Consider the following 12,549-nt stretch of genomic DNA (forward strand, 5'->3'; position numbering starts at 1 on the left):
AAATCAATCAGCCATCAGAATTAGGACAGCGGCGGACACGCGGGAGTCCAGCGCTGCGACGATTGAGCCGATCGAGGATCCGACGCTCACCCCAATGATGCCGAGCCGGCGGAATCCTTGCCGCTCGAGCCAGGCGAGGCAGGTGCGCGCGTCGAGGATTGCTTGCCGGTTGCTTCGGATCGTGAGCCCGAGATTCTCGCAGACCAGCTCACGGGCAAAGCCGACGCCGGGAGTTTTGCGCTCATGATGGTAGGGAAGACTCAGCCGCAGACAAGCGATGCCGGATGCCGCGAGCAGGCGAGCGAACGCGTGGTACGCCTCGGCCTCGGCGTTCCAGTGATGCAACAGGATGACGGCGCGCTCGCGGTGGCGTGCTTCGTACAGCCGAGCTCGCGCGACATCATTGGCAGCTCCGCTCGCGATAGGGCTTTTGAACGTGATGCTGTCGCGGTCTTGCGTGAATTCGACCGGCGTGTCGGGCGCGAAATAGCGCTCTGGGCTTTCGATGGCTGCGCCCGCGTGGCGCAACAAGGCGGAAAGATCGTCAGGTCGCCCATCGGCCTCGAGTAGATCGAAGCCGACCGAAGGGGCGGCCGAAAACTTGGTTGCGGCCACTTCAGCCGCGGCGGCGTGCTCGACTCCATCCACGTATCGTCGCCAGGAAATCACTCGCGCCATTCCGGATGAGTCTCCGCGCCGCTTCGAACAGCGTAGCGAGTCGGCCGCGATTGTCGAGGGCTACTCATCAAGCGGGGTGCCGCGGAGCGAAATCCCAGATTTTCGCTCGCTCCACGCCGGGCTACGCCTGCGACCCATAGATCGCGGCGCGAGATCAGCGCTGTGCACCCCTCAAGTATACGCGCTCGGTTCGGCGCGTTACGCGTGCTTCCGGCAGGCGTGCTCCTGACGCTCCACGACGGGAGCATTCTCGTTCCGCCGCCCGATTTCGCTAATCCCGCCGAAACCCTGACGCCGGCGGTCCGGTCCCGGTCGGGAAGTTCGATCCGGCCGAGCGGGACGCGCGCTGTGTGGCCTTCGCCTTCGGAGGGCAACGATGCCAGTCGTGATCATTCCCTCGATCGGCCAGAAGTACGAGGCGAAGATCACGCTCGATCACCGCCTAAGTGTGCTCAACGATGAACGAGCGTGAGGACGGGCCGCGAGTGGGATTGTTGTGCATCAAACCACTGCCGCTTCTATCCAATTAAACGCGTCTTAGTTCTTGGGATCGAAGAGGCACTGGGGACGCCAATAGGGATTGTAGGCTATGATCGTTTATGATCTTCACGTTGTTCATCGACATCGTGACCTGCCTTTAGCCGAGCTAGCGACCTGCGCGTCGGCGCGAGCCGTCAGCATCATTGAAGCGAGAAGCAGAAAAGGAGCGATTATCGTTTTCATGGTGACGATGGCATGTTTGTGACAGTTATTTGAGGCTGCACACTCACCTTAGACGCCGCGCTAACCGCGCTGTCATGATGTGCTTGGGCCGCCGTTTTAGCGCCCGATACTGAGACTGTCCAAGCAAGGTAAAGCTGCGGTCATATCAGAATGCAAATGACAATAACTGCAAGAGCACGGCCCTACCATCTAAGTGAGGGCCAATCGAAATCGGTTCCGAGCGTGAGAAGCGGCTCAATCGCGACAGTTTGGTCTGTCTAGGAAAGGATCTCTGCGCGTATCCTCCCTACCTACCCCGCGCGAGCTTTACCGCCCCCTCTGCGAGCTGCGCCTCGCACGGTCATCGATCTCCTCGCGGAACGCGGGAGCCGTAGAAGTGACATCGTCTTTGTCTGCGGCTTCAACGGACCGTCTAACTTCAGCCGCTGCTTCGGCCGCCGTCTCGAACTACGCTGGCGGCCGCGTGGGAAGCGAGGCGATTGGCTAACCGGTCGGCCAGATCTGCCCCTGCTCAAGGAAAGCGCGCTTTATAAAGTCGGCAACGCGCGGCCATATTTCCGGGCTAAGAGGCGGCAGATATTGAAGGTGTCCGTAATCGCCTAGCGGCTCGCTAACGGCGATCTGCCAGGGCAGAACAACTTGCGGCCGCGCGGGCGGCGGAGGCCCTTCGGCTCCCAGCGCGATCTGGAAGGCGTGTGAACGTCGTGGAGCAGATTGGAGAGGGGATCGCCAATTGGAAACGCGAGCTTGAGCACCTTGTGAGAGGCGAGAAGCGAGATGTGCTCGCTATTCTTCGCCGCCACAGCGTATTGGGTGGTCAGGCACTCGCGGTTGACGCCGCCGCGGTGAGGCAGACCGAGCGCGCCTTGCGATTGAGGCGGGACACCGCCCCGAGAGCGAGCCGCGCGCCGAGGCTGTGTGTGGCTCGACGACCGGCCGACGCTCCTCATCATCGACGAGCGTTGGCTCGTCCTCGACGATCCGGCCTTCGGCCAGCAGCTTCGGGAAATGGCTGAAGACGCTTCGGGAGAAGAATGCGTCTGTCGTCTTCGCCATGCAACAGCTCTCCGACATCGACGGCAGCAACATCGCGCCGGCGATCGTCGAGAGCTGTCCGACGCGCGTCTTCGTGCGGAACGAGCGCGCGATCGAACCGCAGATCACCGCGATCTATCGGCGGTTCGGTCTGAATGATCGCTAAATCGAGATTATCGCGCGCGCGACGCCGCAGCGGACTACTACTACTGCCAATCGCGACGCGGCAACCGGCTGTTCGAACTGGGTCTCGGGCCGATCGCGCTTGTATTCTGCGCAGCATCCGCAAAGGGCGACCATGCCGCCGGCTGCTCGCCGAGCACGGCCGCGAGAATTTTACGCCGGCCTGGCTCGCCGATCACGCGCTCCTTTGGGCTGCCGATCTCATCCCTGAACTGACAAACCTGGAGGTGCAATCATGATCGTCCGCAAGACGCGCCGTGGCTTAATGGCCGCGAGCGCCCTGTCGCTCACCTTGTCGATCTCGCCGTTTTTGACGGCGCGCAGTGGATCGTCTACGACCCGACGAACTTCAGCCAGAACGTGCTGACGGCGGCGCGCGAGCTGCAGCAGATCAACAATCAAATCCAAATGCTGAACAACCAGGCCCAAAGCCTAGTGAACCAGTCGAAGAATCTGGCGAACCTGCCGATGTCGACACTCGCGCAGCTTCAATCGACGATCGCTCGGACCCAACCGCTTCTGAGTCAGGCGCGCGCTCTCAACGTTCAGGGTATTCAAACTGTCTATTCCAGCAGCTACCGCACGGCGCCAGTCACGGGCTCCAATGCCACGCTGTTCACTGCTGCTCAAACCCGTTGGCAGAACTCGGTGGCCGCTTTCGAGGATCGCTGAAGGTGCAGCCCGGCGTCGTCGGCAATATCCAGACCAACTCCGGCGCGATGACGTCGCTGGTCACCGCCAGGCAGTCCGCCAGCGGCGCGGCAGGCCGCTCAGGCCGGTAACCAGCTCCTCGTCCTGCAATCCCAGCAGTTGTCCGATGTCGTTGCTTTTCTCGCCGCGAAGGGACGAGCGGACGCGCTGGAGCAGGCGCGCGTGACGGCGACCGAGTCGCAGGGCCTGCAATAGTGCAAGCTCTTCGCGACGCGCAGCGGCTACCAGCCCGGCAACGTCACCATGTTCAGCGGCAACTGAGGCACAGATCATGGAGCGCTCGGATGTGCAGCCACTCCTTGACGCAGCAAGCCAGATGATGGGCTTCACCAGCTTCTTTGCGAACTTCGTCCAGATAGCCGTCTTGATGGTGTCTGGCTCCTGGTGCTGATCGCCTTCTTCATTCCGGCGGTGCAGCTGTTCGTCACGCTGATCGAATTCAAGCTGACCACGCTGGCTTCATCCTCATTCCCTCCGCCCTCTTCAGCAAGACCGTCTTCCTCGCGGAGAAGGTGCTGGGCAACGTCGTCGCCTCCGACGTGAAGGTGATGGTGCTCGCTGTCATCGTCGGCATTGGCACCGGGCTGTTATCTCAGTTCACCACCGCTTATGGGGGCGGCCAGCCGACGATCGAGCAGGTGCTCACGGTCGTGCTCGCAGCGCTCGCCATGCTCGGCCTTGGCATTCTTCGGGCCCGGCATCGCAACCGGTCTGATGTCAGGGGCGCCGCAGCTCGCCGCGGGCGTTGTGCGGAACTGGCCTCCCCGTCGCCGGGACGGCGTGCAATCGTTGCTGCGTAAGCCGGAGGATGAAGACCACATCAGCAGATATCACTAGCGCAGAACAATCTTAATTTGATTGGGGAGGCAGTCCTACTGATGCGAGCGCTCGCACCCATTTCGTTGAAATCCTGCGTAGCAGCGTCAAAAGTGCTTAAAGTTCTGCAAGTTTTCGTTCCAGCTTCGCGAGTTTGCAGAAAAACAAACTGCCCCTTGGGTTAAATGAGGGGCTTGAAAATCAGGAGATTGCACATGAAGGTCGGTGTTCCAAAGGAAATCAAGGCGCACGAATACCGCGTGGGTCTGACCCCTGGCGCCGCCCGCGAATATGTAGCTGCCGGTCACAGTGTACTGGTCGAGACCAGTGCGGGTGCCGGCATCGGCGCGACGGATGACAATTATCGCAAGGTGGGCGCAACGATTGTGAGCTCAGCTCGTGAGGTATTTGCGGCAAGCGAGATGATCGTAAAGGTGAAGGAGCCGCAGCCTTCCGAGTGGACACAGCTGCGCGAGGATCAGATCCTTTTCACCTACCTGCATCTGGCACCAGACCCGGAACAAGCGAAAGGGCTCCTGAAATCGGGATGCTCTGCCATCGCCTATGAGACCGTAACGGATGCGCTTGGTGGCCTTCCGCTGCTTGCGCCGATGAGCGAGGTGGCGGGAAGGCTTGCGGTCGAAGCGGCAGGCAGCGCCCTCAAGCGCTATACTGGCGGACGGGGACTGTTGATTGGCGGCGTTCCTGGCGTGCAGCCGGCTCGCATCGTCGTGATTGGAGGCGGCGTTGTTGGGACTCATGCGGCACGAATGGCGGCGGGCTTAAGCGCTGAGGTCACAATCCTAGACCGCTCGATCCCTCGTCTTCGCGAACTAGATGAACTGTTCGAAAGTCGCATTCGTACCAGATTTTCGACGATCGATGCTGTCGAAGAGGAGGTCTTTGCAGCCGACGTAGTCATCGGCGCGGTCCTCGTCCCCGGTGCGAGCGCGCCGAAACTTGTCAGCCGCAGCATGCTAGGCTCGATGCGCAAGGGGTCCGTGATCGTTGACGTCGCCATCGATCAAGGTGGCTGTTTCGAGACATCACGCCCGACCACGCACGCCGATCCCACTTACGAGGTCGATGGCGTCATTCATTACTGTGTCGCCAATATGCCCGGAGCCGTCCCGCTCACTTCGAGTCAGGCATTGAACAATGCCACGCTACCCTTTGGGTTGGCTCTCGCCAACAAGGGTTTTGCGGCGGTGCTCGAAAATCCGCATCTGCGGGCAGGCCTTAATGTCTATCGTGGCCGGCTCACGTCCAAGGCCGTAGCCGAGAGCCTTGGCTTGCCATTTTCTCCGATCGAACAGGCTGCGGCCTGATCCCAGAGGTCCCTATGGGACGTTTCCTCCCTGACTTGGGCCACTCCTCGGAGTGGCCCGTTTTTTTTGAGGTGAGGGCACCGCACGCTTCGTTGGCGACTTGCGAGAGTTCGATATCTTGACCGCGCCCAGTTGAGCTTCTTCGTTAAGCTGCTCCAAGCCGCGGTGCGAACAAGTCGGAGAACTGCGAAGCGCTCTGTGAGCTGTGAAACGAGCTCATCTCAATCATTGTGCGGCGGGCGGCGCGGGAGGAGTCGACGCGCAAGAGACATCCAGACCAAGCTCGCTACCAGCTTCATGGCTCGATACCTTCCGATCAGACCGATGCAGTCTTGGACTTGTCGAGATACTTCTCGTGGAAATTTGTTGTTGTTGGCGGCGGCGGTCAGCTTCGTAGTCCGTGCGATCAGCCCCTCGATGCGCTCGATATCGTCCCATGTCCCGCCCGAGAGACCAGATTCGGTGATGCTGTGCGTGCGATAGCTTACGATGGACTTCAAACCTTCTAAGCAATCACACAATCCACTGCGCGTTCGAAGCGCTCCGCGCCGACACCCGGCTTGAACACCGCCAAGACAAACCGGACAGTAGCCATCTCGAATTGCAGCTCCTCAGTAACGCGGCGCGAGGATAAGGAGAAGACATTCTCAGACCAGGTGACACGCGACGGACCGGCCGGGCGCAATCTCCTTCAGAGGGGGGCGTCTTTGCCCGCAGACAGGCTTGGCCAATGGACAACGCCCCCTCAGCCTGCATCCGGGCGCGATATCGATAGGGCTTGGAATTTCTCCCGATAAAGCGAAATCCTCGCGCTTTGCGTCGGGATCCGGAATCGGAACTGCTGCCAGCAAAGCTCGCGAGTAGGGATGCAGCGGGTTTGCAAATAGATCCTTTGTGCTCGACATTTCCACAATGCTGCCGAGATACATCACTGCAACGCGGCTCGCGAGGTACTTCACTGTGGCCAAATCGTGTGAAATGAAAAGATAGGACAGACCGAGCTGCTCGCGCAGCTTCTCCAATAAGAGAATCGCGCGCGAGCGTAGCGATACGTCCAGCGCGGAGGTTGGCTCATCGAGAACAACGAACCGGGGATTCGTTGCAATCGCCCGGGCTATGTTGACCCGCTGGCGTTGACCGCCCGAAAGCTCGTGCGGGTATCGGTCCAACTGGTCGCGGCCTAGTCCGACCTCCTGCATCAGGTCCTCAACGCGCTCTCGCCGCTCCTTTGCCTGAAGCTTGGTGTGAAGCGTGAGCGCCTCCTCGACCATCCGTCTCACCGACAGCCTGGGATTGAGCGAGGCAGTCGGATCCTGAAACACCATCTGGATGTCGCGGCGCAAAGGCTTCATGGCATGCGCATCAAGAGTCGCTATCTCCTTGCCATCATAGCGGACGGATCCTGCCGTCGGATCAAGCAGCCGGACCAGGCAACGCGCAACGGTCGATTTTCCACACCCGGACTCGCCGACTAGGCCAACGGTTTCGCCGGCCTCGATGTCGAAGGAGACGGAATCGACCGCCCGCACCACGGGCTGCTTCTGACCGCGCAGGCGCGCGAGTGTGCTGGCCATCCCGCCGAGCGGAAAGTGCATTTGCAGATCACGAATTTCAACAAGTGCCACGGCGTTCCTCGAATCCATAACATGCAACAACATGGCCGGGACCGGCCTCGATCAACGCAGGGCGCGAAGCGCGACAGCGATCCATCACCCACTCACAGCGTCCTGCATAACGGCACCCGCTCGGCGGGTTGACCAGCGAAGGGACCGAGCCGGGTATGGGCTCCAGAACGACGTCCCGATCTACCCGCGGTATCGACCGGACGAGCGCCTTGGTATAGGGGTGGGCGGGATTATGGAACAGCTCCCGTACGGGAGCGCATTCAACCACCTGGCCTGCATGCATAACGGCAACGCGGTCGCAGATCTCGGCAACGACGCCGAGATCGTGCGTGACGAGCATGATCGCAGCACCTGTTTTCGCGCTCAATTCGCGCAGCAGATCGAGAATCTTGGCCGCGATCGAAACGTCGAGCCCGGTCGTTGGCTCGTCCGCGAGCAGGAGCTGAGGTGAGGTGGCAAGCGCCATCGCGATCATGATGCGTTGACACATTCCCCCCGAAAGCTGATGCGGATATTGCTGGGCTCGCTTTTCCGGCGCCGGGATGTGGACAAGGCGCAGCATTTCCAGCATCCTCTTGTCCGCCTCGCGTGCCGACAAGCCTGCGTGGACCATCAGCAAGCGTGAAATCTGCTTTCCTACAGTCAGTAGCGGATTGAGCGCGGTTCGCGGCGTTTGCGATATCATCGCGATCTTGGCGCCGCGCATCCGCCGCATCTCTTCCTCAGGAAGCGTGCCGAGATCAACGCCCTCAAAGTGGACCTTTCCTGAGACCACACGTCCCGGCGGACGGATCAGACGCAGCACGGCGAAAGACGTGACCGACTTGCCCGAGCCCGACTCGCCAACCAATCCGAGAACCTCGCCTCGGCGAATCGTCAGGTTGATGTGATCGACAGCTTTAATTGCGCCCTGGTCGATCTGGAAATGAACCGTCAGATCAGAGATTTCAAGAAGTTCGGTCATCGCAGTCCCCTCATGCGTGGGTCCAGAAGATCACGCAATCCATCGCCAATAAGGTTGAATGCAAGAACGGAAATCATGATCGCAAGGCCCGGAAACAGGAATAGCCACCACTCGCCCGTGACGATCTGCGAGGCGCCTTCCGCCGTCATCACGCCCCATTCGCTCTGCGGCGGCTGAATTCCAAGGCCTATGAAAGACAGGGAGGCCATCGTCAGGAGTGCAAAGCCCGTCGAGAGGGTCGCCTGGACGATCAGCGGCGGAAGACAGTTGGGCAGCAGGTGAATGAGCACAATCCTCCAGGTTGGATTACCAAGAGTGCGCGCAGCATCGGCATATTCCATCTCACGAAGCCGAAGCATCTCCCCACGCGTCAGCCGCAGATAGGCCGGGATTTGCGTGATCGAGATGGCAATGGCGACATTCGTCGTGGAATTGCCAAGCCCCGCCGTGATGCCCATGGCGAGCACGAAGGCCGGGAAGGCCATCAGCGCGTCGACGACGCGCATCGCGATCGTATCAGCCCAGCCCCGGCTGTATCCGACGACGGCTCCTAGCAGCCCTCCGATGCAAACCGCGACAAAGGTTGCCGCAAAGGCCACCAGCAGGTCGACACGTGCGGCAAAAATGATCCGCGAGAGTTGATCGCGGCCGAACTCGTCAGTGCCAAGCGCATGATGCCAGGACGGCGGCTGCAGAGAGGCTGCAGGGTCGGTGGCATCGGGCGCGTAGGGCGCTATGATCGGCGCCAATATCGCGGCCGCTGCGATCAGCATGATGACACACAGGGCCGCAAACGAGATGGGATTGCGCTGAAGCCGCCGCCACGTCAGAGACGAAGCCGCTGGTTGCGAAATCGAGGTAGACACAAACGATGGTGAGGACATCAGCTGAACCTTATCCGGGGATCTACGAGGCCGTACGCAATATCGACCGCCAGATTGACCGTGACACACGTCACCGCGACGAAGAGGATGAAAGACTGGATTGGAGCCGAGTCCTTCGTGAGCAATGCAGTCACCGCGTAATTGCCGATACCCGGCCACGAGAACACGCTTTCAACGACCGCATTTCCAGCCATCAGAAATCCAAAAACGATTCCGGAAATCGTGATGACGGGTATGAGCGCATTTCGCAGGGCATCCCTGTAGATCACCGTTCGCGCCGGCAATCCGGCCGCCCAGGCTGCCTTGATGTAATCGGACTCGAGGATCTCAAGCATGGTGGATCTCACCATGCGGGCGACCGGCGCGATCGCACTGAGCCCGAGGGTAGCTGCAGGGAGCATGAGCTGATGCAGGCTTGAGCATAGGGTAGTCCAGTTGCCGGTGATCAGGGAGTCGATCACATAAAGCCCAGTTATCTGTGCGGGTGGTTCGATGCCGGATCCCAGCCGTCCAAGCGGAGAGGGGGCCAAGTTGAGCATGTAAAAGAAGACGTAAACGAACAGGAGCCCCGTCAGGAAGCTCGGCATCGCGACACCCATGATGCCGACCACTCGTCCGATATGGTCGATGAATGTGTCACGATGCACCGCAGATAAGACCCCGAGAGGCAGTCCGATCACGATCGCGATGAGAAGGCTCGCCAGATTGAGCTCGAGAGTGGCGGGCAGGCGCTGCAGGAAGTCCTGAGACACCGGCCGTCCCGTGGAGGCACTCTCACCAAGATCGCCTTTGAAGATGCCGGAGACGTAGCGGTAATACTGCTCTGGAAACGCACGATCCAGGCCCATTTGGTGCTCCATTACCGCCAGATGCTCTGGTGTGGCAAAGGGGCCCGCCTTCACCATGGCCGGATTGCCCGGGAGCAGGTAGGTGAGGGTGAAGCAGATCACGCTGACGCCGAACAAGGTCGGCAGAGCCAGCGCAAACCGTCGCATCACATAATTGAAAAAACCCATTGAAGCGATCTCCCGATCGAGACGAAGATTGACGTGTTCAGGCGAGCTTCATGCTGAAAAAGCGCTCATAACTATCCCAGCGCTTCTCAATGCCAACGAGGTCGGATCGCATGACGCGGGTCCAGTTCTCGTACCAGAGATGTCCCCAGACGGCATCGCCGATGACGATCTCCTGCAGGCGTTTTGCCGCCGCCAGACGCTTGCTGGTGTCGGTTTCGTGCATGTTCTCATCAATCAGCTTGTCAACTTCCGGATTGGAATAGAATGAGCTGTTGGTGCCTTTTGCTGTGCTGTGGAAGTTGAAGAACAAATGATAGAAGGGATCGTTGATCCAGGACTGCCACGACTCGATCGAAAGCTGGTGATCGCCTTTGGTTGCGATCTGCCGGAATGTGGCCTCGGTTTCCTTGACGATGCTCACCTTGAAGCCGATCTTCTCCAGCTCGGTCTGAAGCCAGACCGAGGCCTGCTCATGCGGCTGCCATCCAGCGCGCACCGCAAGGTCGATCGGAATCGGCTCCTTGCCGAAACCGGCCTCGCGCATCAACTCCTTGGCCTTTGCGATGTCGTACCTGTAGGGACTGATCGTGCTGTCGTAACCCGGCGTCAAACTCGGCACAGGACTCTTCATCTCGGTGCCAAAACCGTACAGCACGCTCGGGATGATCGCCTGAACCGGGATCGCGTAATTGATCGCCTGGCGTACCTTGACATTGTCAAGCGGCGCCTTCTGCGTGTTCATACAAACCCAGTGACACAGCGTGTCCGGCACGGAAACGGTCTTCAAACCCGGCTCCGCCTCGAGAGCCTTCACATTGCGCGGAGACAGAGTTGATCTACCGACCACCATATCGATGGCCTTGCGCTTGAGCAGCAGCACGCGGTCGGCTTCGTTCGGTACATATTTGAAGACCACCCGATCGAAGTACGGCCGGCCACGCCAGTGCTCGGCCTGCGCTTCCAGGACGACCTCGACCCCCGGCTGGTTCTTCACCAGCTGATACGGCCCGAGGCCGGCGGTGTTTCGCTTCAACCAGTTGGCAGCCCAGGGATCGTCCGCCGTCGCGTTCGCCTTGACCTCATCCGGGTCAAGCATCGCGTTGTTCATAAGCGCCATCATGTCCAGCGCCATCGGGCTTGGCGCGGGCATGTTGATCTCGATTGTAAACTCGTCGCGCCCCTTGAACTGCTCGGGCTTCGTCACCCCCAGAAGCCGCGGAAACAGGAGGCGCATATAACCCGGCGACTGCAGCCCGCGGTCGAGGAGATACTTCACGGTCGTGGCGTTGACATCGCGGCCGCTCGGTAATTTTACGCCTTTGCGGATGTTCAGCACGAGCGTGGAGCCACCATTTTCGAAGGACCAGGACTGGGCGATGCCGCCCTCGATCTCGCCAGGCTTTGCTTGCGAGACTCCCGGTTTTCCCTCGACCGGCTGCACCTTCCACATCAGCGGGCTGTCGTAAACGTTGGCCTGCACGGTGTAGCCGGCCGACGTCTTGAAGGAGGCCGGATCGAGTGTGTCGATGTCAGCATCCCAGGCAACTGTCAGCGTTCGCTTTTCCTGCGCGGGAGCCAAACGAGCTGTGCCGGTGCATGTGAGGGCCGCGACGCTGGTCGCCGCAAATTTCAAGAAATCCCGACGGCGCGTGTCGCTTGTCATCTCATTTCCCTCCTGCTTTGCGCGAAAGATTTGCCGGTGATCCGGTGCGCGATGGCTTGCATTATTGTCATCGTCCTGTTATTGTCAACTGAGTTTCAATATACGAAACATGGTGATTAAAAAGTGGGCTCAATCGAGAATGCAGCGCAGATCCTCAGGCTTTTTGGCCCTGGCAGGCTTGAAGTCTCGGTGACGGATGTCTCGCAACTGTTAAATATGCCTAAAAGTTCAGCATCTCGATTGCTTAAGACGATGCTGCTGGAGGGGCTGTTGTCGCGCTCGGAGAATCCGCCGCGCTACAAAGTCGGAAATCTGCTTTTCGAGATTTCGCGCCTCTACAAGCTGAGCTCCTCGCTGATTGACGCGGTCGATGAGGCCGTAAGAGAAATCACCCGAGTGACCGGGCATACCGGTTATGTCTCGATCCTTGATGGTGCGGATGTTCTGGTCATCCGGATGCATCAGGGGTCTCACGCCTTGCGCGTATTCACGCCGCTCGGGCAGCGTGCCCCGGCATTTGCGACGGCGATTGGGCGCTGTCTGCTTTCGCGCCTTCCGGATAGCGTGGTGCGCTCCCTTCATGCTGGAGGCCTCACTCCGCCTTCGCCGCGCGCCCCTCAAAATGTCGACGAGCTGGTGGCGGCGCTGGACCAGCCGCGCCGGTTCGGCTGGGCCGAGGCCCTCGATGAGGCGATCCCCGGGGTCGGTTCGATATCCGTGAGCGTCTCCGATCCTGAAATCGGCGAGACGGTGGGCTTCTGTATTTCCTATCCGGCCTCGCATGTGAACGATGAGGAGAGGAGTCGCGCAATCACGCAGCTTACGACCGCCGCCCAGCGCATCGCGCACCGCTTCGGCGATCAGTTTCTGTTGCAGCGGGCGCAGCGCGCCCTTGGTGGTGGCGGTCCTGTTGCTGCGTGATC

Annotated in this window: 8 protein-coding genes and 3 pseudogenes; 5 read left to right on the forward strand and 6 right to left on the reverse strand. The window is 60.1% G+C overall.

The annotated features are described in order from the left end of the window. Positions 1-3 precede the first annotated feature (3 nt). Entirely contained in the window at positions 4-678 is a 675-nt protein-coding gene (locus tag ABIB91_RS38720) for an alpha/beta hydrolase family protein (protein WP_354172248.1), read from the reverse strand. Positions 679-2,325: 1,647 nt separating this feature from the next. Here ABIB91_RS38720 and ABIB91_RS38725 point away from each other — a divergent pair. From ABIB91_RS38725 to ald, 4 genes and pseudogenes are all read left to right on the forward strand, one after another. Continuing rightward, positions 2,326-2,858: pseudogene (locus ABIB91_RS38725) on the forward strand (conjugal transfer protein TrbE); the annotation flags it as partial. Continuing rightward, positions 2,855-3,591: pseudogene (gene trbJ / locus ABIB91_RS38730) on the forward strand (P-type conjugative transfer protein TrbJ). The pseudogenes ABIB91_RS38725 and trbJ, both read left to right, overlap by 4 nt. A gap of 28 nt (positions 3,592-3,619) precedes the next feature. Then, positions 3,620-4,105 (forward strand): annotated as a pseudogene (locus ABIB91_RS38735) (type IV secretion system protein); the annotation flags it as partial. 256 nt (positions 4,106-4,361) lie between these two features. After that, positions 4,362-5,474, forward strand: a complete 1,113-nt coding sequence (ald, locus tag ABIB91_RS38740; RefSeq protein ID WP_354128633.1) for an alanine dehydrogenase — start codon at positions 4,362-4,364, stop codon at positions 5,472-5,474. A gap of 647 nt (positions 5,475-6,121) precedes the next feature. On the opposite strand, the gene ABIB91_RS38745 is transcribed toward ald, so the two are convergent. From ABIB91_RS38745 to ABIB91_RS38765, 5 genes are read right to left on the reverse strand one after another with little or no spacing between them, the layout of a single operon-like run. After that, entirely contained in the window at positions 6,122-7,099 is a 978-nt protein-coding gene (locus ABIB91_RS38745; RefSeq protein ID WP_354172251.1) for an ABC transporter ATP-binding protein, read from the reverse strand. After that, positions 7,086-8,063 carry an ABC transporter ATP-binding protein gene (locus tag ABIB91_RS38750; RefSeq protein WP_354172253.1) on the reverse strand — a complete coding sequence of 326 codons (978 nt, stop codon included), beginning with the start codon at positions 8,061-8,063 and terminating at the stop codon, positions 7,086-7,088. The genes ABIB91_RS38745 and ABIB91_RS38750 overlap by 14 nt, the downstream gene beginning before the upstream one ends. Continuing rightward, the gene (locus ABIB91_RS38755; protein WP_354128631.1) at positions 8,060-8,947 is read right to left on the reverse strand and encodes an ABC transporter permease; all 888 of its coding nucleotides are present in this window, start codon (positions 8,945-8,947) and stop codon (positions 8,060-8,062) included. Before ABIB91_RS38755 ends, ABIB91_RS38750 begins: the two co-directional genes overlap by 4 nt. Next, positions 8,947-9,963 carry an ABC transporter permease gene (locus ABIB91_RS38760; RefSeq protein ID WP_354172255.1) on the reverse strand — a complete coding sequence of 339 codons (1,017 nt, stop codon included), beginning with the start codon at positions 9,961-9,963 and terminating at the stop codon, positions 8,947-8,949. The genes ABIB91_RS38755 and ABIB91_RS38760 overlap by 1 nt, the downstream gene beginning before the upstream one ends. 37 nt (positions 9,964-10,000) lie before the next feature. After that, positions 10,001-11,626, reverse strand: a complete 1,626-nt coding sequence (locus tag ABIB91_RS38765) for an ABC transporter substrate-binding protein (RefSeq protein WP_354172257.1) — start codon at positions 11,624-11,626, stop codon at positions 10,001-10,003. Positions 11,627-11,749: 123 nt separating this feature from the next. On the opposite strand from ABIB91_RS38765, the gene ABIB91_RS38770 reads away from it, so the two are divergent. Beyond that, a complete protein-coding gene (locus ABIB91_RS38770; RefSeq protein WP_354172259.1) occupies positions 11,750-12,547 on the forward strand; it encodes an IclR family transcriptional regulator in 798 nt (265 codons plus the stop codon). The last annotated feature ends 2 nt before the right edge of the window (positions 12,548-12,549 follow it).

The organism is Bradyrhizobium sp. JR4.3, from assembly GCF_040547695.1.
In the GTDB taxonomy this organism is placed as follows: Bacteria; Pseudomonadota; Alphaproteobacteria; order Rhizobiales; family Xanthobacteraceae; genus Bradyrhizobium; species Bradyrhizobium canariense.

Bases quoted from the DNA above. Each gene is read 5' to 3' on its own strand.
- ABIB91_RS38720 (WP_354172248.1), bottom strand. From the start codon at position 678: ATGGCGCGAGTGATTTCCTGGCGACGATACGTGGATGGAGTCGAGCAC.
- ald (WP_354128633.1), top strand. From the start codon at position 4,362: ATGAAGGTCGGTGTTCCAAAGGAAATCAAGGCGCACGAATACCGCGTG.
- ABIB91_RS38750 (WP_354172253.1), bottom strand. From the start codon at position 8,063: ATGACCGAACTTCTTGAAATCTCTGATCTGACGGTTCATTTCCAGATC.
- ABIB91_RS38755 (WP_354128631.1), bottom strand. From the start codon at position 8,947: ATGTCCTCACCATCGTTTGTGTCTACCTCGATTTCGCAACCAGCGGCT.
- ABIB91_RS38760 (WP_354172255.1), bottom strand. From the start codon at position 9,963: ATGGGTTTTTTCAATTATGTGATGCGACGGTTTGCGCTGGCTCTGCCG.
- ABIB91_RS38765 (WP_354172257.1), bottom strand. From the start codon at position 11,626: ATGACAAGCGACACGCGCCGTCGGGATTTCTTGAAATTTGCGGCGACC.